This is a genomic window from Ensifer adhaerens (assembly GCF_002940685.1).
Lineage (GTDB): Bacteria > Pseudomonadota > Alphaproteobacteria > Rhizobiales > Rhizobiaceae > Ensifer > Ensifer adhaerens_E.
The window spans coordinates 255,981-278,455 of record NZ_PNFP01000009.1 but is presented as its reverse complement, the minus strand read 5'-3'; the positions used below and the strand labels follow the sequence as shown (position 1 = coordinate 278,455).

The 22,475-nt window shown below is 63.9% G+C and carries 25 protein-coding genes; 14 read left to right on the top strand and 11 right to left on the bottom strand.

From position 1 onward, the window contains the following. Positions 1 to 166: 166 nt before the first annotated feature. From C1A35_RS19310 to C1A35_RS19300, 3 genes are all read left to right on the top strand, one after another. Positions 167 to 3,025, top strand: a complete 2,859-nt coding sequence (locus C1A35_RS19310; RefSeq protein WP_104665861.1) for a DUF2339 domain-containing protein — start codon at positions 167 to 169, stop codon at positions 3,023 to 3,025. 6 nt (positions 3,026 to 3,031) lie between these two features. Next, a complete protein-coding gene (locus C1A35_RS19305) occupies positions 3,032 to 3,688 on the top strand; it encodes an HD domain-containing protein (protein ID WP_104665860.1) in 657 nt (218 codons plus the stop codon). Between the two features lie 166 nt (positions 3,689 to 3,854). Continuing rightward, positions 3,855 to 4,706, top strand: coding sequence for an MOSC domain-containing protein (locus C1A35_RS19300; protein WP_104665859.1), 852 nt, complete (start codon positions 3,855 to 3,857; stop codon positions 4,704 to 4,706). 57 nt (positions 4,707 to 4,763) lie between these two features. On the opposite strand, the gene C1A35_RS19295 is transcribed toward C1A35_RS19300, so the two are convergent. Then, positions 4,764 to 5,696 carry a phytanoyl-CoA dioxygenase family protein gene (locus C1A35_RS19295; protein ID WP_104665858.1) on the bottom strand — a complete coding sequence of 311 codons (933 nt, stop codon included), beginning with the start codon at positions 5,694 to 5,696 and terminating at the stop codon, positions 4,764 to 4,766. Positions 5,697 to 5,822: 126 nt separating this feature from the next. Here C1A35_RS19295 and C1A35_RS19290 point away from each other — a divergent pair, with 126 nt between their 5' ends. The 5 genes from C1A35_RS19290 (at position 5,823) to nadC (ending at position 11,891) form a co-directional block, all read left to right on the top strand. Then, entirely contained in the window at positions 5,823 to 6,689 is an 867-nt protein-coding gene (locus tag C1A35_RS19290) for a helix-turn-helix domain-containing protein (RefSeq protein ID WP_104665857.1), read from the top strand. Between the two features lie 98 nt (positions 6,690 to 6,787). Further along, positions 6,788 to 8,026 (top strand): MFS transporter, encoded by a 1,239-nt coding sequence (locus C1A35_RS19285; protein ID WP_104665856.1) that lies wholly within the window; start codon positions 6,788 to 6,790, stop codon positions 8,024 to 8,026. A gap of 173 nt (positions 8,027 to 8,199) precedes the next feature. Then, on the top strand, positions 8,200 to 9,279 hold the full coding sequence (gene nadA, locus C1A35_RS19280; RefSeq protein WP_104665915.1) for a quinolinate synthase NadA: 1,080 nt from the start codon (positions 8,200 to 8,202) through the stop codon (positions 9,277 to 9,279). Between the two features lie 57 nt (positions 9,280 to 9,336). Continuing rightward, positions 9,337 to 10,935, top strand: coding sequence for an L-aspartate oxidase (locus C1A35_RS19275; protein WP_104665855.1), 1,599 nt, complete (start codon positions 9,337 to 9,339; stop codon positions 10,933 to 10,935). A 47-nt stretch (positions 10,936 to 10,982) separates the two neighbouring features. After that, on the top strand, positions 10,983 to 11,891 hold the full coding sequence (gene nadC, locus C1A35_RS19270) for a carboxylating nicotinate-nucleotide diphosphorylase (protein ID WP_104665854.1): 909 nt from the start codon (positions 10,983 to 10,985) through the stop codon (positions 11,889 to 11,891). A gap of 132 nt (positions 11,892 to 12,023) precedes the next feature. Here the strand turns inward: nadC and C1A35_RS19265 are convergent, their stop codons facing one another. From C1A35_RS19265 to C1A35_RS19225, 9 genes are all read right to left on the bottom strand, one after another. Then, complete coding sequence (locus C1A35_RS19265) at positions 12,024 to 12,269, bottom strand: hypothetical protein (protein WP_077961811.1); 246 nt, start codon at positions 12,267 to 12,269, stop codon at positions 12,024 to 12,026. A 160-nt stretch (positions 12,270 to 12,429) separates the two neighbouring features. Beyond that, positions 12,430 to 13,464, bottom strand: coding sequence for an NUDIX hydrolase (locus C1A35_RS19260; protein WP_199772972.1), 1,035 nt, complete (start codon positions 13,462 to 13,464; stop codon positions 12,430 to 12,432). After that, positions 13,400 to 13,939, bottom strand: coding sequence for a tyrosine phosphatase family protein (locus C1A35_RS19255; protein ID WP_104665852.1), 540 nt, complete (start codon positions 13,937 to 13,939; stop codon positions 13,400 to 13,402). Before C1A35_RS19255 ends, C1A35_RS19260 begins: the two co-directional genes overlap by 65 nt. A 1-nt stretch (position 13,940) precedes the next feature. Continuing rightward, positions 13,941 to 14,549, bottom strand: coding sequence for a YfbR-like 5'-deoxynucleotidase (locus tag C1A35_RS19250; protein ID WP_104665914.1), 609 nt, complete (start codon positions 14,547 to 14,549; stop codon positions 13,941 to 13,943). After that, positions 14,546 to 15,394, bottom strand: coding sequence for a CAF17-like 4Fe-4S cluster assembly/insertion protein YgfZ (gene ygfZ, locus C1A35_RS19245; protein WP_104665851.1), 849 nt, complete (start codon positions 15,392 to 15,394; stop codon positions 14,546 to 14,548). The genes C1A35_RS19250 and ygfZ overlap by 4 nt, the downstream gene beginning before the upstream one ends. A 154-nt stretch (positions 15,395 to 15,548) precedes the next feature. After that, on the bottom strand, positions 15,549 to 16,340 hold the full coding sequence (locus C1A35_RS19240) for a hypothetical protein (RefSeq protein ID WP_104665850.1): 792 nt from the start codon (positions 16,338 to 16,340) through the stop codon (positions 15,549 to 15,551). A 15-nt stretch (positions 16,341 to 16,355) separates the two neighbouring features. After that, positions 16,356 to 16,625 carry a hypothetical protein gene (locus C1A35_RS19235; RefSeq protein WP_093232155.1) on the bottom strand — a complete coding sequence of 90 codons (270 nt, stop codon included), beginning with the start codon at positions 16,623 to 16,625 and terminating at the stop codon, positions 16,356 to 16,358. Positions 16,626 to 16,783: 158 nt separating this feature from the next. Continuing rightward, entirely contained in the window at positions 16,784 to 17,236 is a 453-nt protein-coding gene (locus C1A35_RS19230) for a TIGR02301 family protein (RefSeq protein WP_104665913.1), read from the bottom strand. Further along, positions 17,236 to 17,703, bottom strand: a complete 468-nt coding sequence (locus tag C1A35_RS19225) for an NUDIX hydrolase (protein WP_104665849.1) — start codon at positions 17,701 to 17,703, stop codon at positions 17,236 to 17,238. Before C1A35_RS19225 ends, C1A35_RS19230 begins: the two co-directional genes overlap by 1 nt. A gap of 61 nt (positions 17,704 to 17,764) precedes the next feature. Here C1A35_RS19225 and C1A35_RS19220 point away from each other — a divergent pair, with 61 nt between their 5' ends. Then, positions 17,765 to 18,544, top strand: coding sequence for an SOS response-associated peptidase (locus C1A35_RS19220; protein ID WP_104665912.1), 780 nt, complete (start codon positions 17,765 to 17,767; stop codon positions 18,542 to 18,544). Positions 18,545 to 18,564: 20 nt separating this feature from the next. On the opposite strand, the gene C1A35_RS36415 is transcribed toward C1A35_RS19220, so the two are convergent. Continuing rightward, entirely contained in the window at positions 18,565 to 18,708 is a 144-nt protein-coding gene (locus C1A35_RS36415) for a hypothetical protein (RefSeq protein WP_199772971.1), read from the bottom strand. Between the two features lie 414 nt (positions 18,709 to 19,122). Between C1A35_RS36415 and cysS the strand changes: the two genes are divergently transcribed. The 5 genes from cysS (at position 19,123) to C1A35_RS19195 (ending at position 22,475) form a co-directional block, all read left to right on the top strand. After that, positions 19,123 to 20,514: a cysteine--tRNA ligase gene (cysS, locus tag C1A35_RS19215; RefSeq protein ID WP_104665848.1), complete on the top strand. Its 1,392-nt coding sequence runs from the start codon at positions 19,123 to 19,125 to the stop codon at positions 20,512 to 20,514. A gap of 106 nt (positions 20,515 to 20,620) precedes the next feature. Further along, on the top strand, positions 20,621 to 21,004 hold the full coding sequence (locus C1A35_RS19210) for a VOC family protein (protein ID WP_104665847.1): 384 nt from the start codon (positions 20,621 to 20,623) through the stop codon (positions 21,002 to 21,004). 12 nt (positions 21,005 to 21,016) lie between these two features. After that, the gene (locus C1A35_RS19205; RefSeq protein WP_104665846.1) at positions 21,017 to 21,508 is read left to right on the top strand and encodes a GFA family protein; all 492 of its coding nucleotides are present in this window, start codon (positions 21,017 to 21,019) and stop codon (positions 21,506 to 21,508) included. Then, positions 21,505 to 21,981 carry a GFA family protein gene (locus tag C1A35_RS19200; protein ID WP_104665845.1) on the top strand — a complete coding sequence of 159 codons (477 nt, stop codon included), beginning with the start codon at positions 21,505 to 21,507 and terminating at the stop codon, positions 21,979 to 21,981. Before C1A35_RS19205 ends, C1A35_RS19200 begins: the two co-directional genes overlap by 4 nt. Further along, positions 21,954 to 22,475, top strand: coding sequence for a GFA family protein (locus tag C1A35_RS19195; protein WP_104665844.1), 522 nt, complete (start codon positions 21,954 to 21,956; stop codon positions 22,473 to 22,475). The genes C1A35_RS19200 and C1A35_RS19195 overlap by 28 nt, the downstream gene beginning before the upstream one ends.

Genomic DNA, 22,475 nt, shown 5'->3' with positions numbered 1-22,475 from the left:
TGTTTCCTGAAATCTCATTCGATTTCGGGATAAGACACCGAGCAAATCAAAGTGCTGCAGCGACCCTTGCGCGTCTGATAGGACTTGCGGTGCTGCAGAGGTTTGGTGGCGGTGCAAAAGTCTGTATGGTTGCGCGCGCCGCCGATTGCGACTGCCAGGGGAAAACATGTTCGAACTTATTGCTTTAGCTGCTTTTATCTTGGCTCTATCCACCTTTATGGGCAATCGCCGGATGACCGAGCGGTTCGGCGCCGAACTGGCTGCGCTGAGGGCGGAAATCGCCGCGCTGAAGGGCGCTCCGAGCGAACGCGCTCAAGCGGCGGTAGCGACCGAGGAGCTTGCGGCCGCATCCGAACTGCCAGTGGAAGCGGAGGCGGTCGAAGACGCGGCCACCGTCCTGTCGGCCAGCGCACCCGAAGGCCCCCGGATTATCGACGACGCGGAGAAAACGGCGGACGAGGGCGTCGAGGCGATCGCTGCCAGCACGGAGGCGCCGCAGCCGGTGGCAACCGCGCCCCGGCAGAGCGAAAGCCTGGAAAGCCGCCTCGGCGCGCGGTGGGCCGTCTGGGTCGGCGGCATCGCGTTGGCACTCGGCGGCGTGTTCATGGTGAAATATTCGATCGATGCCGGCCTGCTGAGCCCGGCAGTTCGCCTGACGCTCGCTGCCCTGTTCGGTCTCCTGCTGATGGCGGCAGGCGAAGTCATTCGCCGGCGCGCCGTGCCCGTGATCGCCAACGAGTTCCAGAACGCGATGATCCCGGGCATCCTGACGGCTGCCGGCGCGGTCACCCTGTTTGGCGTCGCCTATGCCGCCTATGGCGTTTATGACTATATCGGCACGGGCACGGCCTTTGTGCTCCTGGCCGCGATATCGCTTGCGACCGTCGGCCTGTCGCTGCTGCACGGACAGGCGCTTGCCGGTCTCGGCCTGCTTGCCTCCCTGATCACGCCGGCGCTGGTTTCGAGCAACGAACCGCGCCCCTGGGTTCTCTTCGGCTTTCTCGCGATCGTGTGGCTCGCGACGCTGCTTGCGTCGCGGCTCAGGCGTTGGACCGTGGTGCCGACGCTTGCCAATGTTGGCGTCGGGCTCTGGGGCCTCCTCTATGTCGCTGCGGTATCGCCCTTCGAAGCACGGCCGGTCGCTTTCATCCTGCTCGTGGTGATCGCCGGCGTCGGGCTGATCTGGCCGGCCGCCCTCGAACGGGAGCCAGTGGCAGAAGCGCCGGAAACGCGTGATGCGACCGAAGGGCCCGAAATGCCGGAGCCGACCGAAGCGACAACCCGACCCCGGGCCGTCGCCGGGCCATGGGAACGCCTGTTCGTTCCACCGCATGCGGCAATCTCCATTTCGGCCGCGATCGTCGTCACCGTGCTCGCACTCCTCCTCGTCAGCCCGGCAGTCTATGCGGTCCGCTTTCCGGCGGTGGAGTTTGCGGTCGTTATCGCCGGACTGGCGATCCTTGGGGCGCTGCGGCCAACGGCAGTCTATCCCGCCGTACTTTCAGCCGTCGGCGCTGTCGCTGGCGTCTGGAGCCTGATGGCATTGAGCGGCGTGCTCGCCTATCTCGATCCGTCGCTCGCGGATGCCATGCCCGCCACCGTTCTGCCCGGGCGGACGGCCATGATCACCGCGATGCTGTTGGCAGCGCTGTTCGTCGCACTCGGCGGCTTCGTGCCGTCGCGCCGGCTCGTCACCCATCCGCAATATGCGACACTCTGGGCCGGCATTGCTGCGGTCGTCCCGATCGCGCTCGTCGCCATGTCGTTCCTGATGACCGGCAACTATGCCTTTGACCTGCCGCATGGGTTGTTCTCGCTTGTTGCCGGGGCCGCGCTGCTGGCGCTTGCAGATTGGCTCTATCGCCGCGACGGCGAGGCGTTGGCGCGCGACACGGCCGCCGGATTGCTGGTCGCCGGCTCCTTCGCCTTCTTCGTCCTTGCGCTGCATGCCTGGACCGATGGTCTGGTCACGACGCTTGCGATTGCCGTGCTCGGAACGGGCTATGCGCTCGCGACCCGCATCCGCACCTGGCCCATACTGCCCTGGATGACCGGTGCCGCGGCCGTCGTCGTCCTCGGGCGTATCGCCTGGGAACCGACGATCGTCGGTGCTGGCAATCTCGGCACCACGCCCGTCTTCAACGCGCTGCTGCCGGGCTACGGCATGCCCGCCGCACTGCTTGCAGGCTCCGCCTATTTCCTGAGATCCTGGCCCGACACGCGGGTGCGCAACCTGCTGCAGGCGCTGGCCAGCCTCTTCGTGCTTCTGACGCTCGCGATCCTGGTGCGCCATGCGATGAACGGCGGCGTGCTCGACAGTTCGGTGCCGACGCTCGGCGAACAGTCGATCTACACGCTGCTGGCCATCGGCGCCTCGGCCATTTTCATCAGCCTCGACATGAAGTCGCCAAGCCCGGTGTTCCGCTATGGCGGCATGGGGCTCGGCGTACTGTCGATGCTGTCGGTGCTCTCGGCGCATCTCTTTGGCCTCAACCCCTATGTCAGCGGCGAGCTGCTGGGGCGTATCCCCTTCTTCGATCTGCTCCTGATCGGCTATCTGCTGCCGGGGCTCGGCTATGCGGGGCTCGCCTGGTATGCACGCGACAAGCGGCCCTTGCCCTATGTCATGGCGCTTGCCGTCAGCGGCGCGGTGCTTGCGTTCGCCTGGGCAAGCCTCACGGTACGCCGCGCGTGGCAGGGGGAAAACATCGCGGACTGGAAGGGATTCCTGCAGGGGGAGACCTACACCTATTCGGTCGTCTGGCTGCTGCTCGGCGTGCTGCTGCTCGTGCTCGGCTCGCGCTTCCATGCCAAGAGCATCCGCATCGCCTCGGCCGTTCTCGTCTTCGTCGCCGTCCTCAAGGTCTTCCTGATCGATATGTCGAACCTGGAAGGTTTCCTGCGGGCCCTGTCCTTCATCGGCCTTGGCGGGGTATTGATCGGAATAGGGCTCTTCTACCAGAAGATCCTGTCCGGCGTCGGCGCCACACCGACGGCGCCGGCAAAGCCTGCCGAACTGCAATAGGACATCATGACAGAGATTTCGAAGCTCGCGGCCGCCTTCGCGCCGCACGAGGACCTGGCGGCTGCGTTGCTGCCGCACGCCTTTGCCGCCGATGACGGCTCGCACGACGCCGCGCATCTGATCCGCGTCTGGAAGAATGCCGCGCGCATCCAGGCGGAAGAGGGCGGTGATGCAGGTCTGCTCGCCGCCGCCGTATTGCTGCATGATTGCGTTTCGGTCGAAAAGAATTCGCCCTTGCGCGCCGAGGCATCGCGACTGGCGGCGGACAAGGCGACCGGAATTCTGCGAGGTCTCGGCTGGGATGTGGGAGAAACCGCCGCCGTGGCACACGCCATCCTGACGCACAGCTTCTCCGCCAACATCCCGCCGGAAACGCTGGAGGCGAAGATCCTCCAGGATGCGGACCGGCTGGACGCGATCGGCATGGTGGGTGCCGCCCGCTGTTTCTACATCGCCGGACGCATGGGCAGCGGCCTGTACGATCCGCTCGATCCGCTGGCGGAGGCACGGGAGCTCGACGACAAGGCGTTCGCCATCGATCATTTCGAGGTCAAGCTTTTCCGGCTGGCCGATGGCTTCAAGACCGAGGCCGGTCGCCGGTTGGCGCGGGAACGCGAGCAGCGGCTGCGCGACGTGCTTGCGATGATGCTGGACGAGATCTAGAGCCGGATCAGGTTTTCTGCGCGGCATCGGGCGCGCAGATTGCACCGGAACATTTCTCCGTTTCCCTCGAACCGAGAAATGATCTAGGCCTTTCAACGGATTGCAGCCGCCTGGTGAATCGGATCGTCAGGCGCATGAATCAGTTTCTGAACACGAAGGAAGCGCCATGAAGGTGATCGGTCTCAACATTCATCCGCTGAAGAGCGGCCGCGCCATTGCCCGCGAGACGGTCTCGATCCATCTCGACGGCGTCGAGGGCGACCGGCGCTTCATGCTGATCGAGCCGGATGGTCGCTTCATCACCCAGCGCGAGTTGCAGCCGCTGGCACAGGTCGAGGCCAATCACATCGAAGGCGGCGTGCGTCTGAAGATGGGTGACAGGGAGGTCTCGGTTCGCTTTGATCCCGATCGCCGGCTGAATGTCGTCGTCTGGGGCAGCGAGGTCGATGCCGCCGTGTCGGACGAAGCGACGGACGAAGTCCTCTCCTCATGGTTCGGCCGCCCGGTCAAGCTCGCCCATATGGACGCTTCGGCCGAACGTCTCGTCGGTGCCGAATGGGCTGGAGCGGCGGCGCCGGTTGGCTTTGCTGACGGCTTCCCGATCCTGATCACGACCACAGGCTCGCTCGCCGATCTCAACCGGACGCTTGTCGAAAAGGGCCAGGAAGCCGTCGGCATGGACCGTTTCCGCACCAATATCCTCGTCGATTGCGACGACGCCTGGGACGAGGATTTCTGGGAAAGTGTCGAAATCGGCGGCATTCGCTTCGATCTCGTCAAACCCTGCGCCCGCTGCATCATGACGACGCAAGACCAGGTCACCGGCGAGCGTATCGGCGGCAACCCGATCCAGGGACTGGCCGAGAAGCGCATGTCGGCCGACCGCCGCGTGGCCGGCGTACTCTTCGGCTGGAATGCGGTGCCGCGCAGCGAAGGCACCGTGACGCTCGGCGATGAGGTCAAGGTCATCGGCCGGCGTGGCGAACGCTGGCCGATGAAGGTACGTGCCTCGGCTTAAGTCAGGCGTCGTTCCGAACGGAATACCGTTTCGCGCTTTCCTGCAATTGCTTGGCGCTCACGCCCAGGGCGTGATGCCAAGCAGCTTGGCGCCGAGATCCGAAAGACTGGCGGGGGAGGCGTTGTGCTTCTCCCATTCGCGTGGATCGCCAGGAAAGGCGTCACGCTTCGGGTGGTCGAGTTCACGCCACAGCCTGACCCGCTCCTCGCGCTCGGCGACATTCTCCCATTCCGCCGGATGCATCGAGATGTACTGCGCCATCCGCACGCGGCCGTCGGAATGGTTCGGCCGCACGCCGTGGGCAAGCAGGCTGTTGAAGATCATCAGGTCGCCCGCCTCCATCTCGATGTTGACGGTTGAAAGACCCGTCATGTCGGGGTGCATCGGATCGCGATCGGCGGCCTGCGTCTTCTCCCAGCTTTCGAAGTTTTCGAACAGCTCCGGCACGCATTGGAAGCCGCCGACGTCACCGTCCTGCTTCTTGAGGCTGAGCACGCCCTGGACGCCGATCGGCAGCGGCCGGATCGTGGTGTCGACGTCCCAGTGGATGAAACCGTTGGGGTTGCCCTTGACCTTCTTCGGTGGGTTGAGGTTGGCACGGTCGATCGTCACCCACAGGTCCTCGCGATCCCAGATGTCGACGAAGGCGCCATAGATGCGCGGCTCCTGGCGGTTGTCCCAGAGATACTGGTGATTGTAGATCTCCAGCATGCCGGTGTTGTTGAGTTCCTTCATCTTGTGTTCGCGCCGCTGTGGCGCATACCAGGTTGAAGGATCGGCCGGATCCTTTTCGTCGAAGCGCCAGAGCAGGTCGACGAGGCGCTCGACATTGGCCGGCGGCACCGCCTGACGGACGATGACGTAGCCCTTGGTGACCCAGTGCTGCCAGTCCGCTTCCGAAAGCACGCGTAACGGCAGCCGCTTCCGGATGTCCTTCAGTTGAATGTCGGAATGGGCCGCTGTCGGGTGGCTGTCTCTGAGTGGCTGCATGGGTATCTCCTCGCCTCGGGAAGGTTGGTTGGTGATGAGAAACCTAGACCTTTCACTGCTGCTGCTGTTGCACGCAGCCTGACAAAATTGATACTATTCTGGCCTGTGCAGGGGTGAGAGCGCAATATGAAGGCTGTTTTGCAGAAGATTTCGAGGCCGACCAATGCCTCATCGATCCTGCTCGACCGCCGGCTCGACGATGCCATCCCGTTCCAATGGCACCACCATCCGGAGTTCGAACTGACGCTGACGCTCAACTCGCGCGGCCAGCGCTTCATCGGTGACCATATCGGCGCCTATGACGACGGCGATCTCGTGCTGGTCGGCTCCAACCTGCCGCACACCTGGCACTCCCAAGGCAAGGTCGACGAGGCCGAACCGCACGTGGCGCTGGTGCTCTGGTTCCATCCGGAATGGGTGGAGCGCCTGGAGGAGGGCTTCGTCGAACTCGCAGGCGTCAAGGCGATGTTCGAGCGTTCGGCCCCCGGGCTGCAGTTCACGCCGGAAGTGGCCGCGCGCGTGCGACCGCTGTTCGAAGGGCTGCGCCGGCTGGCGCCGGAGGAGCGCCTGCCGGATGTCCTGTCGATGCTGACGATCCTGGCGCGCGGGCAGGCGGTAACACCACTGTCGAGCCGGGTCGTCACGCCGTCGGGCCGATCGGTCGACCGTGGCCGCCTCGACCGCGTGCTCGACCATATCCACCTGCATTACGCCGAAAACCCGTCGATGGACGAACTCGCGGATCTGGCCGCGCTCAGCCTTTCCGGCCTGCATCGCCTGTTCCTGCGCCACCTCAACATGCCGGTCTCGGAATATCTGATGCGCCTGCGGATCGGCGAGGCCTGCGCGCTGCTCAGTGGGTCGGCGCGCTCGATCGCCCATATCGCCGATGCCGTCGGCTATCGTTCGCTTGCCAACTTCAATCGCCAGTTCAAGGCGGCCAAGGGCATGACGCCGAGACAATTTCGCGACCGGTTCCGCAGCGCCGCTTGATCAAGGCATCAATTCCGGTGATTGCGGCGTCAATTTAATTGGCTTTTATCTGTTTTAGCAGCCGCCTAGGATCGCGCTCCATCAATTGGAGAGATTCCATGTCCGCTGTTTCCGGAGCATCCGCGCCGTCCAGTGCCCGCCAGGAGATGCCCTGGCTGATCATTGCTGCCGGCTCGATCGTTGCGATGCTCACCTTCGGCCCGCGCTCGGCGATGGGTTTTTTCCAGTTGCCGATGCTCGCCGATACCGGCTGGGACCGGACGACCTTCGGCCTTGCCATGGCGCTGCAGAACCTTTGCTGGGGCTTGAGCCAGCCCTTCTTCGGCGCGATTGCGGACAAGTTCGGCACCTGGCGGGTGCTCGCCATGTCGGGCCTTCTCTACGCTGCGGGCCTCTTCATCATGGCCTTTGCCAATGCGCCGATCTGGCTGCACATCGGCGGCGGCGTTCTCGTTGGCATGGCGGTGGGCTCCGGCTCCTTCGGCATCCTGCTCTCCGCCTTCGCGCGCAATGTCACGCCGCATCAGCGCTCGCTCGCCTTCGGGATCTGCACGGCGGCGGGCTCGGCCGGCATGTTCCTGTTTGCGCCCTTGAGCCAGGGGCTGATCTCGGCCTATGGTTGGTCGGACAGCCTGGTCTATCTGGGCGTCCTCATGCTGCTGGTGCCGTTCTTCGCGATCCCGCTGCGCGGCAACGCTTCTTCCGGTCGTCAGAGCGAGGCGCAGTACAAGCAGTCGATCGGCGAGGCGCTGAAGGAGGCGCTTGGCCACAAGAGCTACCTGCTCCTGGTCTCCGGTTTCTTCGTCTGCGGCTACCAGGTTGCCTTCATCACCGCGCATTTCCCGGCCTATATCGGCGATATCGGCATCGACGCGCGTTACGCGGTGATCGCGCTGGCGCTGATCGGGTTCTTCAATATCATCGGCTCCCTGTCGGCTGGCATTATCGCTCAGCACTATTCGAAGCCCTATTTCCTGGCGCTGATCTATATCGCCCGCTCGGTGGCGGTCACGGCCTTCCTGCTGCTGCCGCAGACGCCGGTCTCCGTCATCGTTTTCGCGATCGTCATGGGCCTGCTGTGGCTTTCGACCGTGCCGCCGACCAACGCACTCGTCGCCATCATGTTCGGCACGCGGCACCTCGGCCTGCTTGGTGGCATCGTCTTCCTCTCGCACCAGGTGGGCTCGTTCCTGGGCGTCTGGATGGGCGGCTACCTCTACGACCACTTCGGCTCCTACGATCCGGTGTGGTGGCTCGGCGTGGCGCTCGGCATCTTTGCGGCGATCGTCCATTGGCCGATCGAGGAAAAGGGCGTCGCGCGGCCGGCTCTGGCCTGATCGCGAAGCAAAATCGGAAGCGCCGCGAAAACCGGCGCTTCCATTCTTGAATTCTGTCACAAAACTTTCTAAATCAACCCATGCGGCTTTGCCGCTTTTGTTTTGGTTCAATTATGCTCAGTTTGAGCATAATTGAAAACCCGCCCAGGAAGAGGGGCGGAGAGGAGATGTCGATGACGCGCCTTGCACCCTGCACCGCGGCCGTGGCGAAACCGGTCTTTGTCAGCGCCGCCGAGCGCTTCGGCATCATCGAAAGGCCCGAACTCGCCTTCACGCCGGCCGTCGCGCGCGAGACCGAGCACCTCTACGAGAAGGTCAAGGACTTCATCCCGGCGATCGAGTGGCCGGTCTATGCGCCCTATGTTCACGCCATCAACCGGCTGAAGAAGGAGCGCAACGCCGTCATCCTCGCGCATAACTATCAGACGCCCGACATCTTCCATTGCGTCGCCGATATCGTCGGCGATTCACTTCAGCTGGCGCGTGACGCCGCCAAGGTCGATGCTGAGATCATCATCCAGTGCGGCGTGCACTTCATGGCCGAAACCTCCAAGCTCTTGAGCCCGGAAAAGACGGTCCTGATCCCCGACGCCAAGGCCGGTTGCTCGCTGTCGGAATCGATCACCGGCGCCGATGTCCGCCTGCTGAAGCAGCGCTATCCCGGCGTCCCCGTCGTCACCTATGTCAACACGTCCGCCGACGTGAAGGCCGAGACCGATATCTGCTGCACCTCGTCGAACGTGCTCGATGTCGTCGAGAGTCTGGAGTCAGACACGGTGCTGTGCATCCCGGACGAATATCTGGCGATGAACGTGGCGCGCCAGACCAACAAGAAGATCCTGACCTGGAAGGGCCACTGCGAGGTGCACGAGCGCTTCACCGCCGCCGAGCTGCTGGCCTACAAGGAAGCCAATCCCGGCATCGAGATCATCGGCCATCCGGAATGCCATCCGGACGTGATCGCCGTCTGCGACTTCGCCGGTTCGACCTCGGGCATGATCAACTATGTCAAGGACAACCGCCCCTCGAAGGTTCTGCTCGTCACCGAATGCTCGATGGCGTCCAACATCCAGGCCGAGATCGAGGGCGTCGAGTTCGTCAAGCCGTGCAATCTCTGTCCGCACATGAAGCGCATCACGCTGCCGAAGATCCTCGACAGCCTGCTGACCATGACGGAGGAGGTGCTCGTCGACCCCGCGATCGCCGATCGGGCCCGCCTGGCGGTCGAACGCATGGTGAACCTCAAGAAGTAACAATTTCGGCCGGGCGGTATCCCGGACGCAGGCATGCGCATTGGAGGAGAATGAATCATGCTGACCGACCATTTCCGCCCGCAATCCTTCAACGGGATTGACGACATTGTCATCGTCGGCGGTGGCCTGGCCGGGCTCTTCTGCGCGCTGAAGCTCAGCCCGAGGCCGGTGACCATTCTGGCCGCAGCCCCGATCGGCCACGGCGCTTCCTCGGCCTGGGCCCAAGGTGGCATCGCCGCCGCCATGAGCCCCGGCGACACCTTCGAAAAGCACGTCGCCGACACGCTTGCGGCCGGCGCCGGCATCGTCGACGAGAAGATGACGCGCATGATGGTGGCCGAGGGCCCGGCGCGCATTCACGATCTGCTCGAATATGGCGTGCCCTTCGACCGCGACCTCGAGGGCAAGCTGCTGCTCTCGCGCGAGGCGGCCCATTCCGAGCGCCGCATTGTCCGCGTCAAGGGCGACATGGCCGGCAAGGCAATCATGGAAGCCTTGATCGCAGCCGTCCGCCGCACGCCGTCGATCCGCGTGATCGAAGGCTATGTAGTCGAGGAACTGGTCCGCGAAGGCCGGTTCATCTCCGGTGTCATCGCGCGGCCGGATGCCGGCCAGTCGAAGAAGCGCGTGTCGTTTCCAGCCCGCGCCGTGGTGCTCTGCTCCGGCGGCGTCGGCCATCTCTATGCTGTCACCACCAATCCGTGGGAAGCCTGCGGCCAGGGAGTCGGCATGGCCGCCCGCGCTGGCGCGATCATCGCCGATCCGGAATTCGTGCAGTTCCACCCGACCGCGATCAATATCGGCAAGGACCCGGCGCCGCTCGCGACCGAGGCGCTTCGCGGTGACGGTGCTCACCTTCTGAACGCTGCCGGCCATCGCTTCATGCTCGACATCCACCCGGACGGCGAGCTTGCGCCGCGCGACATCGTTTCGCGTGGTGTCTTCGCCGAGGTTCAGGCCGGCCGCGGCGCCCTCCTCGATTGCACCAAGGCGGTGGGCAAGCATTTCCCCGAGATGTTCCCGACCGTCTATGCCTCGTGCATCGCCGCCGGCATCGATCCGGTGACGCAAGCCATCCCGGTGGTTCCGGCAGTGCACTACCATATGGGCGGCGTGCTGACGGACGCCGAAGGCCGCACCTCGATCGACGGGCTCTGGGCTGCCGGCGAGGTGACTTCGACCGGCGTGCACGGCGCCAACCGGCTTGCCTCCAACTCGTTGCTCGAAGCCGTGGTCTTTGCGGCCCGCATCGCCGAAAACATCAAGGGCACATTGCCGACGCCGCAACTCACCGAATGGGGCGACAATGCCGGCGAGAACGACGATCCGGTGACAGTCGAAGACAGCCCGCAACTGAAGATCCTGCGCCAGGTGATGAGCGATTGCGTCGGCGTGATCCGCACCCGCGAGAGCCTTTTGAAGGCGATCCGCGAAATCGCGATACTCGAGCGCGAGAACAGCCGCATGCGCTTCACCAACATCATCACCACCGCCAAGCTGATTGCCGTCGGCGCGCTGCGCCGCACGGAAAGCCGCGGTGGCCACTTCCGCGCCGATTGCCCGCAGGAGCGGCCGGAATGGCGCCGACGCACCTATCTGACGCTCGCCGAGGCCAACCGCCTAGCGAGTGAACTGGCGGAGACGGAAGCGGCGTGATCCCACGCCCGCCGCTTGCACAGACAGAAGCTCAAGGACAAAAGCAGATGACCGCAGCCCTCCGCCCCGAATTGCCTGCGCTGATGATCGAGGACCAGGTGCGTGCTGCCCTGATAGAGGATCTCGGCCGTGCCGGCGACATCACCACGCTTTCGACCATCGGGCCGGACCTGAGCGCAACAGCGGGCATGAACGTGCGCGATGCGGGCGTCGTCGCCGGGCTGGATCTTGCGCGCGCCGCCTTCCGCCTGGTCGATCCGTCGATCCGCTTCGAGGCACTGGTCACGGATGGCGACCGGGTCGCGCCGGGAACGGCGATTGCCCGCATCTCCGGGCGCGCCCGCGGGCTGCTGTCGGCCGAACGCGTCGGCTTGAACTTCCTCATGCACCTCTCGGGCATCGCCACCTATACCGCAAAATTCGCCGACGAGGTCGCCCACACGCCTGCGAAGGTCTGCTGCACCCGCAAGACCATTCCCGGGCTGCGCGCGCTGGAGAAATACGCCGTGCGCCTCGGCGGCGGCTCCAATCATCGCTATGGGCTCGATGACGCCGTGCTGATCAAGGACAACCACATCGCCGTTTCCGGCGGCGTCGCAAGCGCCGTCCATGCGGCGCGCGCCTATTGCGGCCATCTCGTCAAGATCGAGATCGAGGTCGATGGCCTCGACCAGATGCGCGAGGCGCTGACGGCCCAACCGGATGTGATCCTGCTCGACAATATGGGACCGGAGTTGCTCCGCGAGGCCGTCGCGGTCAATCGCGCGTTTTGGCAGCTCTCCCCCAATGCCTACGCGGTCGATGCCCGCCGGACGCGGCTGGAAGCGTCAGGCAACGTCAGGATCGATACGGTGCGGGCAATCGCCGAGAGCGGCGTCGACTACATCTCGACCTCGAAGATCACCATGGCTGCCCCGACGCTCGATATCGGCCTTGATGTGGTGATCGGAAGATAAGCAACTCCAGGAAAAGTGCGAAGCGGTTTTCCGTCCGGAGTTGCGCTAACAACAGGTCAACTCCAGGAAGAGTGCGAAGCGGTTCCCGTCCGGAGCTGCGTCTGTTCAAAAAGCTAACCCAGATCCTGAACGTCAACGCTGCATGATGAACGGGCAGGAGAAGCGTTCGCCGACGGTAATCTGCGTGCCGCAGTCATAGCGGCATGTTCGGAACTGGCCGTTCAGGTCCTGGCTGTTGAGGTTGCAGATGGTTGTCTGCGGCTGCATGCCGCCGCCCTGCTGGTTCTTGAAGTAGTCGGGCATCTTCGGCTTCTCGTCGGTTCCCGATTGGGGCGAGGTGCCGAGCAGCGACGTAAGCAGGGTCAGTACGAGCAGCATGGGTTGTCACCTCGGTCGTAAACGCCGTATCGCTCAGCGGCGGGCGGCGAAAGTTCGGTCGCGTCCCGCTGCGCCGATTATAACATCATCCCCGCACATGTAGGGCGTTCTGCCGGATGTTTTTAGGTGCCGATCCGCCTTTCGGGGGTCGGTACTGCCGTCATCGTCCGCCGACCTTGAGCCCCGGGGCAGGGCGTTCGTCGAGGATCTGGCGGCGGAAGCGGAAGAGTGCCGCCGGGCGTCCGCCGGTGGAAGACAGCGTCATGCCGGTCGGCTCCACCAGCTCGGCGCCTTCGACGAGACGACGAAAATTCTGCTTGTGCAGATGGCGTCCGGAGATCGCCTCGACGGTCGCCTGCAGATCGGTCAGCGTGAACTCGGGCGGCATCAGTTCGAAGACGACCGGCCGGTACTTGATCTTGCCGCGCAGCCTTGCCATCGCGGTCGCGACGATACGGCGGTGGTCGTGGCGCATCGCCAGTCCGACCGTCAGAATGTCTTGGCCGTTGCCGTGGCCGTCGATGATCGCCTCGGGCACGAGCCCTGCCTCGTAGAGCAGCTCGTAGCGTTCCAGCACCCGTTCCTCGTCCCAGGGAAAATCGCCGAGGCCGAAGGCCAGGCGAATGCGTGCCCGGCGCCCGGCAATCCGGACGGCTTGCTCGTCGCCGGACACACCGGTCTCCCAGCGGGCAAGTGCTGGCAGGATCGCCTGATCGAGCACCGCCGGGCGGCCGTGCCGCCAGTCTTCCCAGGGCAGGTAGCCGTACCAGTCGCGCCAGTGCGCGCCGGCTTCGGCCAGCCGCTCGGTGTTTTCGGCATCGGTTCTCGTCAGTGCCAAGTAGCCGACCGAGACCATGTGCTTGCCTTCTTCGCCCGGCAGCCGCTGCCGGCCGCGATCGCCGAAGGTGTAGAGCTGCTCGATGTAGCCGAGCTTCAGCGCCGTGCGCTTTTCGACGCGATCGCGCAGGCTCGTCTCAAAGGTCCGGTGGAGCGCCGGATCGAAGGGGCCGAAGGGCAGGCTGTCGCGCGCGTCCCCGTCGGTTTCGCTGACGGCGAGGATGCGCGGGCTGCGGTTGACGACGGCGACGATCGCCGCATTGAGGCCGATCTCGACGGTCGTCGGCTGCGTCTCAATCGGCAACGGCTGCTCCTTCGGAAGCAAGCGGCAGGACGAAGGGTGCGTTGCCGTCGGCATCTGCACCCCGGCCGATCGCGCGCACCGCGGCGATCAGCCTTCCATTGCGGGCAAGCACGCCGTCGCCGATTTCGACAAGTCGGCTGTTCGGGGTCGCATAGGGGGAGGCGTGGCGCAGCCGCTGCACCAGGTCCGCATCCTCCTGATCCGGTTCGGCCGCAAGCGCCGCGATCAACGCGGCCGCCGGCGAACGGGAAACGCCCATCCAGCAATGGACGAGGAGCGGCCGCGCTCGGTCCCATTCGCGCGCAAAGGCGATGATCTGCCGGACATGCGTTTCCTGCGGCGCGACGAGATCGCCGGTGCCTGCAAAGGTGATGTCGTTCATGCCGAGCGTCAGGTGCCGCGCCTTGGCGATGACGCCCGGCCGATGAAAGTCCTGGCCCTTGGCAACGAGGCTGATCATCTCCGTACAGCCGTGTCGGACGGCCATTTCGGCAATGCGGGAAAGCGGTGAAACGATGATGTCGGGCATGTCAGATTTCCGCGCGCGCGGGCAGGCGCTGCGCCTCGAGCGCGAGGAAGCGCTCGGTGAACAGGCGCTGCGCCTCGACTGCCGGCAAGGGGTCGATCAGCAGCGTCTCGCGAGTAATGCCGCGCGGCTGGCCGAAGAACTTGCGCGCCTCTTCGGCCGAGAAGCCGGCAAGCACCGTCGCTTCGAAATAGGCCGCGACATGATCGGCCTTCTTGATGCGGTCCTTCAACTCCTTGGAGCAGTGTGGTGGCAGACCGAAGCGCAGGTGGATGGCGCTTTCCAGCCGCTTTTCCACGGACTTGTAGCCGCCGCCGACCACCGCCTTGAACGGCGAGATCATGTCGCCGATCACATATTCCGGCGCGTCGTGCAGAAGCGCCAGCAGGCAGTCGTCGGTGCTGCACCTGTTGCTGCGGCGAAAGATGTCTTCGACCATCAGGCTGTGCTGGGCCACGGAAAAGGCATGGTCGCCGGCTGTCTGGCCGTTCCAGCGCGCCACGCGCGCAAGGCCGTGGGCGATATCGCCGATCTCGATGTCGAGCGGCGACGGATCGAGAAGGTCCAGCCTTCGGCCGGAAAGCATGCGCTGCCAGGCGCGGGCGGTCGTCACGCGCTCGCCTCGTCGGTCGTGGTCGGGAAGGTAAGCCCGGTCCATTCGGGCAGAACCATTCTCACCGGCACGTCGCCGGCAAAAAGCGGGATGCCGTTCGCCATCGCCTCGCCGGCCTTGTCGATCCGAACGATCGCGAGCGCCGACTTGCCCTGGACGGTGCCCAACGCGCCGACCACCTTGTCGTTCGCGGTGATCGTCGTTCCTGTCGGGGGAAGGGCGGCATCCGCGGAAACGATCACCACCCGGCGGCGTGGCGTGCTGCGGTGCTGCATGCGCGACACCACTTCCTGGCCGACATAGCAACCCTTCTTGAAGGAGAGGCCGCCGTTCTTGTCGAGCAGCACATCATGGGGGAAGGCGTCCTGCATCGCATAATCGGCACCGGCATTCGCAATGCCCGCCGCGATGCGGAGCCGTTCGAGGTCTTCCATGCCGGCCGTGTCGCCGGTTGGCTCACCATAGGCGCGGAAGAGCGTGATGCCGGCCTTCTCGAAGCGATGGTCCCGGAAGGCACCGTCAGGCGCCGCTTCGTCGAATATCACGGTGACGACGTTAGAAGTATTGATCGAAAGCTCTACTGCCGAACGAAGCTTGTACATCGTCAGGCGCTTCAGCAGCGCTTCTGCGTGGTCGCGTGCCGTTTCCAGCCTAAAGCCATCACCGTCGCGCGAAATCAGGAACTCGAACAGAATCTTGCCCTGCGGTGTCAGCAGCGCGCCGGGACGTGCCTCGTCGGGCGAAAGCGCTTCGAGGTCGGTGGTGATCAGTCCCTGAAGAAGATCCTCCGCGTCCTTGCCGGAAATGGAGACGATCGCGCGATCGTCGAGGCGAACTCTGGGCATCGTTCGAATCCTGTTCGACGGGAGGGGAGGCTCCCGCGCTAACCTAGAAACGATCACGTGGGTCGCCGCGGCCGACTCGGGCCCGCTCTCACCGGTGATCTCTTGGCGAAGAGGTAGGATGTTCGGCTGTCATCGGCAAGCAGGTCGCCGGCGCTCAGTCGCCGGCGATGAAGAATTTCCACTTTCCGTCGGGCATGATGCCGACGCGATAGAAGTTGTAGCTGCCGAATTCTTCCATGTCGGCGAAGTCGCCGGCGGTCACAAGCCGGAACAGGTCGACCTTTTCCGGTGCCGTCAGCGTGGAAAGCTTCTTTTCCGCGAAATAGGGCCAGACATAGGCCTCCTGCGGCGTTCCCTTGTCCACCAGCACGAAGCCGGTCGACAGCACGTCGAGCAGGATCGCAAGAATCTCGACGCCTTCCTGGTCGCCGGAAAGGCTCTTCAGGATCGAGACCGGGTCTTCGTCGCCGGTGACGCCGGTAACCTGGGTCTGGTTCGCGCCCTTGCCGAGCAGCGGACGCAGCCGTTCGATGTCGCCGGATGCAGCCGCCTCGACGATCAGCTCGCGCATGCGAGCGACCGGAGCAGGGATCTTGGATATGTCGGTCAGCACCTCGACGGGGCCGGCCGTCTCAGGCTCCTCGGCCTCAGGGGGCTCGTCCTTGGTGACTGTCGCTGACTTGTTGATCAGCGGATCGGGCATCGGGATTTCGAGTGGAAGCTTCTCTTCCTCATCCGGCTCTTCGGCAACCGGCTCGGCTGCGGGCGGCGCCGCCTTCTGGTCGCCGGCAGCAGGCTGTTGGGCGGGGGCGGGTTGCTGCTCGCCCTGCAGTTCGCTGAGCGCGAAGGCGGGAGAAACCGCTGCCGGGGTGGACAAGGCGACACCGGCCAAAAGCAGCGTGGCGAGGCGAACCGGAAGGGCCCGGTTTGCGAGATTCCGAGACATCGGGCAGTCCTGATATTACTGAAGCGTGCGCTGGGGCGAGAATTCGCCGGCGAGAACGCGCTCGCGAAGCGAATTGAGCATTGCTTCGGCGCCGTCTTCGCCATGAAGCCGAACGGTTTCCCGCATGGCAAGCGCGATGGCCGCATCGGCGATGATTTCCGGCTCGATACCGTCGGCCATGCCGTCCGCCCAGGCCTCGCTCTGGTGTTCCAGCGCAGCCTGCATTTTCTCGTGGACGATCATGTCATCGATGTCGGTCAGGCTTGGTTCCATCATTCGTTCCATGCGACTTCCATTGTGCAAGCGGTTCATTCTTTGGCCGTCCGGCTGAACTGCAACTGAACGACCGTGACGGACTCGCCACTTCTTACCACTCTCTTAACGAACTTAGCAGCCTTTTCCCGAAACGACACGGGGTCGTGAGAAAAGAGGTTAATTTATTGCTAATTTCCAAAGCGGGCGACGATTTCTGACGCAAGTGTTGCGCCTTCGGCACGATATCGCTGCTCCGCGACGATCGCCGGCCCCGTGCAGGCCGTATAAACCGATGCGAAGGTGCGATACCCGCGGTTGAAGGCGGCGGTCATCCGCTCGCGCCGTTTGATTTCGTTGGCCGTTTCCTTGTCGATCAGGTCCTGCATCGAGCGGCGCCAGACATCCTCCGGTTCCTTGACGCAGAGATTCCTGAGGTAATGCACGGAGCCCAGGATCTCGGAGAGCCTTATCAGCCGCTGGTCGTAGGGCGTCGGCTTTTCCTCCGCGGCGGCAGGGGCAGGGGCCGCGGTCTCGGTCTTGGCCGGTTCTTTCGTCGGCGTCTTTTGCGCTGCAGCGCCGGTTGAGACTGTCAAGGCGAGGCCGGCGAGCGCGAGCCTTGCGAGGATCGGGGCAGGGATCATCATTTCATCAAGCCCGAATTGGCGGCGGTTTCAAGGCCGCTACCCGCTTTCGCCGGCTCCGTGTCGGCACCGGAGAGCCTTTCCACACATTTGCGCACGCTGTCGGGGATCGGCAGGGTGAAGATCTCCTCAGGCGTGAACCAGCCGAGCCCTGCGGCGTCATCGCTGGCGATGGCAACCGCGTCGGCATCGGCCTCGGCCCTGAACACCGAAAGCAGGAAGTGCCGCCCTTCGGACTCCTTGCCCGGCAGATCGTAGATTTCGAACAGCACCGGATTGCGAGCCTTGATACCGGTTTCCTCGAACAGTTCGCGAAGTGCTGTGTCCGCCGGCGTCTCACCGGGCTCCGCCCGTCCGCCCGGAAAGGCATACATGTCGGCCGACGGCGGGTTTGCCCGCCGAACGAGCAGGTAGCGACCGTCGCGTTCGAGAATGACGGAGGAAGCGAGTTCGGGCTTGGTCGGCATCGGGGAATCAAATCGTCTCGGTAGCGTTGACCCATCCTACGTGAAGTGCCACATCGATGTCATGTGCGGACGTTTTGCGCTGACGGCGACTCCCGATGAAATGATGGAATTGTTCAGCCTGCTGGAAAGCGACGACTTTCCGGCGCGCTTCAACATCGCGCCAACCCAGCCGATCATGGTTGTCGTCGCCGGCGAGCGTGCGGCACCCGGCAGCAATCTGCCGGAGCGCAAGGCCGTGCTCGTGCGCTGGGGCTTCATGCCGGGCTGGGTCAAGGACCCACGCGACTTTCCGCTGCTCATCAATGCCCGTGCCGAAACTGCGATCGACAAGGCCTCGTTTCGCGCCGCCATGCGGCACCGGCGCGTTCTCGTGCCGGCATCCGGCTTCTATGAATGGCGCCGGCCGCCGAAGGGCAGTCAAGAGCCGTCGCAAGCCTATTGGGTTCGCCCGAGGAAGGGCGGGATCGTCGCTTTCGCCGGCCTGATGGAAACCTGGTCCTCGGCCGATGGCTCCGAGGTCGACACCGCCGCGATCCTGACGACGGCTGCCAACGCCTCGATCCGCCAGATCCACGACCGTATGCCGGTCGTCATTGAACCCGAGGATTTCGCCCGCTGGCTGGATTGCAAGACGCAGGAGCCGCGCGAGGTCGCGGACCTCTTCGGTCCGGTGGCCGAGGACTATTTCGAGGCGATCCCGGTATCGGACAAGGTCAACAAGGTCGCCAACACCGGTCCCGAAATCCAGGACGCCGTAATGCCGAGGCCGGCCGCGGATGCCCAGCTAAAAGGCAAGAGCAAGCCGACCGAGCCCAATGGCGGGCAGATGTCGCTGTTCTAGAAGAAGAGCGCGGGAAGGCGTCAGACCGGCCGCTTGGTCAGCTTGCCAGCCGGCTTCGCCTTGGCCTGCAGCGCTGCGGCAAGCACGGCCTTCAGGCCGAGCGGGCGATACTGTTCGACGAGGTTGGCGGATTTGGCGATGTCTTTGGTCTTTGCGGCTTTCACTTGCACTCACTCCTTGATGCTTTCCCGAGCCGGATACACTGCCGCTTTCGCACGTCTTCACGAAAACGACGCTCCTCCTTGCTATCCGGAGACAGGATCTCGTGGTGTGTTACCAACTACACCGCGAATCTGTTTTCCGCATGGCGATCTCAGATAAGCCTAATCATGACAAATCCATGACCGCGGAATCCTTTCTATAGTCGGCTGTGCTTGCACGCGGCTGACCTCTTGACCGAAATCGGGCGACGCGCGATAAGTGAGCCCATGAAAACGGTTATCTGCATTATCTGCCGGAAGATTATTCGCTAGCGCTCCGCTGGCCTGGCCGTTTTCGTCTCCTAAAATCCAAGATGATAAACGCGCGGGCCTCCCGGGCACGGTATTTTACGGTCGTATGCATCTTGGAGATTGGCAATGGGCGGAACGCCGACACTGAAGCTGTACAACACGCTGACGCGGGAGAAGGTCGAGTTCCGACCGATCGATCCCGACAACGTTCGCATGTATGTCTGCGGCCCGACGGTCTATGACTATGCCCATATCGGCAATGCCCGGCCGGTCATCGTCTTCGACGTTCTGTTCCGGCTGCTGCGCCACGCCTATGGCGCGGATCACGTCACCTATGCGCGCAACATCACCGACGTCGACGACAAGATCAACGCGCGGGCGCTGCGGGATTATCCGACCCTGCCGCTCAACGACGCGATCCGGCGTGTGACGGAGAAGACCGAAACGCAGTTTCTTGACGATGCCAGGGCGCTCGGTTGCCTTGACCCTGACGTCCAGCCTCGGGCCACCGAGAACATCGCCCAGATGATCGACATCATCGAAAAGCTCCTCGCCAAGAGCCATGCCTACCAGGCGGGCGGCGAGGTGCTGTTCGATACCAAGTCGATGGCCGACTACGGTCAGCTTTCGAAGCGCAACCTCGACGAACAGCAGGCGGGTGCGCGCGTCGCCGTCGAAGCGCATAAGAAAAGCCCGGGCGACTTCGTGCTGTGGAAGCTTTCTGCCGACAACGAGCCGGGCTGGGAAAGCCCGTGGGGCAGGGGCCGTCCCGGCTGGCACATCGAGTGCTCGGCCATGAGCAGCCGCTATCTCGGCGAAGTCTTCGACATTCACGGCGGTGGGCTCGATCTCATTTTCCCGCACCATGAAAACGAGATCGCCCAGTCCCGTTGCGCCCACGGCACTGAGGTGATGGCGAATGTCTGGATGCACAACGGCTTCCTGCAGGTCGAAGGCCGCAAGATGTCGAAGTCCGAAGGCAACTTCGTCACCATCTACGAACTGCTGCACACGGAAAAGTTCGCCGGCCGGCAGTGGCCGGGCGATGTGCTGAGGCTCGCCATGCTGATGACGCACTATCGCGAGCCGATCGATTTCTCGGTGAAGCGGCTTGAGGAGGCAGAACATCTGCTCTCCAAATGGCCGGTGCCGGGCGATGCCAAGGGTGAGGCCGATCCTGCCGTGGTTGCGGCACTTGCCGACGACCTCAACACGGTCGCCGCCGTTCAGGCGGTTCATGCGCTCGCCCAGAAGGCTGCGGCCGATCCGAAGCTGCTCGGCACCTTTGCCGCAAGTGCTACGCTCATCGGCGTCGTGCCGCAGGCGGTCGAACTCGACGAGGGGCTGGTACGCGACATCGACAGTCGCGTGCGGGCTCGCCTGGACCTGTTGAAGGCGAAGAACTTCGCGGAAGCCGACAAGATCCGCGATGACCTCTTGGCGCGGGGTGTCCAGATCAAGGACGGCAAGGATCCGGCAACCGGCGAGCGGGTGACGACCTGGGACATCAAAAGGTGATGGCGGGCCGGGCGGCGAGCACCGCCTGGCCCCTCTGATCGCTACGAACAAGGCCATCCGAGGGCGGCGAAGAGCGGAGAACATGCATGAAAGAGGAGTTCGTGCGATGATCGACCATACGGGCATTCCCGTCGCGGATTTCGACCGGGCGCGGGCGTTCTATGACAACGCCTTTGCTCCGCTAGGCGCTTCGCTCTTGATGATGGTGCCGTTGGAGCATACCGGCGGCGTCAAGGTCGGCGGTTATGGCCGCGAGCGACCGGTCTTCTGGCTGCATGAGACGGCCGTGACAGGCCCGGGCCGGCACTACGCGTTTTCGGCGCGCAGCCGCGCCGAGGTCGACGCCTTCCATGAAGCGGCGATTGCCGCCGGCGGGCGTGACAACGGCAAGCCGGGGCTGAGGCCGCACTATCACCCGGACTATTACGGGGCCTTCGTACTCGATCCCGACGGCAACAATGTCGAGGCCGTCTGCCATGCGCCGGGCTGAGGAGGGACTGCGATGAGTCTGGACAACAGGCCCTATTACACAGGCGGTTGCCAGTGTGGCGCAGTGCGTTTTCGCATCGAGGGCAGGCTCGGCGACGCGTCCGTCTGCCATTGTCGCATGTGCCAGAAGGCGAGCGGCAATTTCTATCTGCCGCTGGTTTCGGTACGCGGCGCCCATGTCACCTGGACGCGTGGCGAACGCAAGCGCTTCCAGTCGTCCAACTTCGGCTGGCGCGGCTTTTGCGGCGACTGCGGCACGCCGCTGACCTATGAGGCGCCCGACGGCATGGCACTGGCGATCGCCGCCTTCGATGAGCCGCAGGGCATCACGCCGACGATCCAATGGGGTATCGAAAGCAAGCTGCCCTATACGGACCATGTGGCCCAACTGCCCGGCGTCGGGACTATGGAAGACCCCGATGCCGTGGAGTTCCTGAAAAAACTCGTTTCCTATCAGCATCCCGACCACGACACCGAGACCTGGCCCCCGGAGGAGAAGCGATGACCGAAGACGTTCGAACAGGTGGATGCCAATGCGGCGCGGTCCGCTTCCGCATCAAGGGTGAGCTCGGGCGCGCGTCGATCTGCCATTGCCGCATGTGCCAGAAGCAGTTCGGCTCGTTCTTCTCGGCGCTGGTAACCGCGCCGAAGGACGGCGTCGAATGGGTGCGGGACGAACCAAGCTATTTCCAGTCCTCGGTCAACATCGATCGCGGCTTCTGCCCGAAATGCGGGACGCCGATGACCTACCGGCATCCGGGCGGCCTCGAAATCGCGATCGGCACCTTTGACGACCGCACCGATCTGGCACCGAAGATCCAGGTCAACCACGCATCGCGGCTGCCCTGGGTCGATACCATCTTCGAGCAACCAGTGCTCAAGGACCCGGATTTCTATGCGCGACAGGAGAGCATCATCTCGTTCCAGCATCCGGACCACGAGACCGAACAATGGCATCCGTCGGGGGCATTCCGGTGACCATCGCGCGCATCTATACGGGCGGATGCCAATGCGGCGCCGTTCGCTACCGCGCCGAGGGCGTGCTTGCGGATGCGCATATCTGTCATTGCCGCATGTGCCAGAAGGCGACCGGCAATTATTTCATGCCACTCGCCAACGTCGCGCGCGACAGTTTCGATATCACCCGGGGCCAGCCGTCCTGGTTCCGTTCGTCGCATCTTGTGCGCCGCGGCTTCTGTAGCGATTGCGGCACGCCGCTGTTTTACGACATGCCCGACGAGGACTTCGTCAACATCGCGCTCGGTTCGCTCGACGATCCGGACGACGTGCAGCCGGCGTACCAATCCGGTATCGAGTCCCGCGTCATCTGGTTCTCTCGGCTGACGGGGCTCAAGGAAAAGGAAACCGATGACGGCAGCGAGGTCTCCGCAACCCGTCATCTGATCGTTCTCGAAACCAATCGCCAGCATCCCGACTACGACACCGTGCACTGGCCGCTCACGAAAGACTGA

Bases quoted from the DNA above. Each gene is read 5' to 3' on its own strand.
- C1A35_RS19310 (WP_104665861.1), top strand. From the start codon at position 167: ATGTTCGAACTTATTGCTTTAGCTGCTTTTATCTTGGCTCTATCCACC.
- C1A35_RS19305 (WP_104665860.1), top strand. From the start codon at position 3,032: ATGACAGAGATTTCGAAGCTCGCGGCCGCCTTCGCGCCGCACGAGGAC.
- C1A35_RS19300 (WP_104665859.1), top strand. From the start codon at position 3,855: ATGAAGGTGATCGGTCTCAACATTCATCCGCTGAAGAGCGGCCGCGCC.
- C1A35_RS19295 (WP_104665858.1), bottom strand. From the start codon at position 5,696: ATGCAGCCACTCAGAGACAGCCACCCGACAGCGGCCCATTCCGACATT.
- C1A35_RS19290 (WP_104665857.1), top strand. From the start codon at position 5,823: ATGAAGGCTGTTTTGCAGAAGATTTCGAGGCCGACCAATGCCTCATCG.
- C1A35_RS19285 (WP_104665856.1), top strand. From the start codon at position 6,788: ATGTCCGCTGTTTCCGGAGCATCCGCGCCGTCCAGTGCCCGCCAGGAG.
- nadA (WP_104665915.1), top strand. From the start codon at position 8,200: ATGACGCGCCTTGCACCCTGCACCGCGGCCGTGGCGAAACCGGTCTTT.
- C1A35_RS19275 (WP_104665855.1), top strand. From the start codon at position 9,337: ATGCTGACCGACCATTTCCGCCCGCAATCCTTCAACGGGATTGACGAC.
- nadC (WP_104665854.1), top strand. From the start codon at position 10,983: ATGACCGCAGCCCTCCGCCCCGAATTGCCTGCGCTGATGATCGAGGAC.
- C1A35_RS19265 (WP_077961811.1), bottom strand. From the start codon at position 12,269: ATGCTGCTCGTACTGACCCTGCTTACGTCGCTGCTCGGCACCTCGCCC.
- C1A35_RS19260 (WP_199772972.1), bottom strand. From the start codon at position 13,464: ATGCCGACGGCAACGCACCCTTCGTCCTGCCGCTTGCTTCCGAAGGAG.
- C1A35_RS19255 (WP_104665852.1), bottom strand. From the start codon at position 13,939: ATGCCCGACATCATCGTTTCACCGCTTTCCCGCATTGCCGAAATGGCC.
- ygfZ (WP_104665851.1), bottom strand. From the start codon at position 15,394: ATGCCCAGAGTTCGCCTCGACGATCGCGCGATCGTCTCCATTTCCGGC.
- C1A35_RS19240 (WP_104665850.1), bottom strand. From the start codon at position 16,340: ATGTCTCGGAATCTCGCAAACCGGGCCCTTCCGGTTCGCCTCGCCACG.
- C1A35_RS19235 (WP_093232155.1), bottom strand. From the start codon at position 16,625: ATGGAACGAATGATGGAACCAAGCCTGACCGACATCGATGACATGATC.
- C1A35_RS19230 (WP_104665913.1), bottom strand. From the start codon at position 17,236: ATGATCCCTGCCCCGATCCTCGCAAGGCTCGCGCTCGCCGGCCTCGCC.
- C1A35_RS19225 (WP_104665849.1), bottom strand. From the start codon at position 17,703: ATGCCGACCAAGCCCGAACTCGCTTCCTCCGTCATTCTCGAACGCGAC.
- C1A35_RS19220 (WP_104665912.1), top strand. From the start codon at position 17,765: ATGTGCGGACGTTTTGCGCTGACGGCGACTCCCGATGAAATGATGGAA.
- cysS (WP_104665848.1), top strand. From the start codon at position 19,123: ATGGGCGGAACGCCGACACTGAAGCTGTACAACACGCTGACGCGGGAG.
- C1A35_RS19210 (WP_104665847.1), top strand. From the start codon at position 20,621: ATGATCGACCATACGGGCATTCCCGTCGCGGATTTCGACCGGGCGCGG.
- C1A35_RS19205 (WP_104665846.1), top strand. From the start codon at position 21,017: ATGAGTCTGGACAACAGGCCCTATTACACAGGCGGTTGCCAGTGTGGC.
- C1A35_RS19200 (WP_104665845.1), top strand. From the start codon at position 21,505: ATGACCGAAGACGTTCGAACAGGTGGATGCCAATGCGGCGCGGTCCGC.
- C1A35_RS19195 (WP_104665844.1), top strand. From the start codon at position 21,954: ATGGCATCCGTCGGGGGCATTCCGGTGACCATCGCGCGCATCTATACG.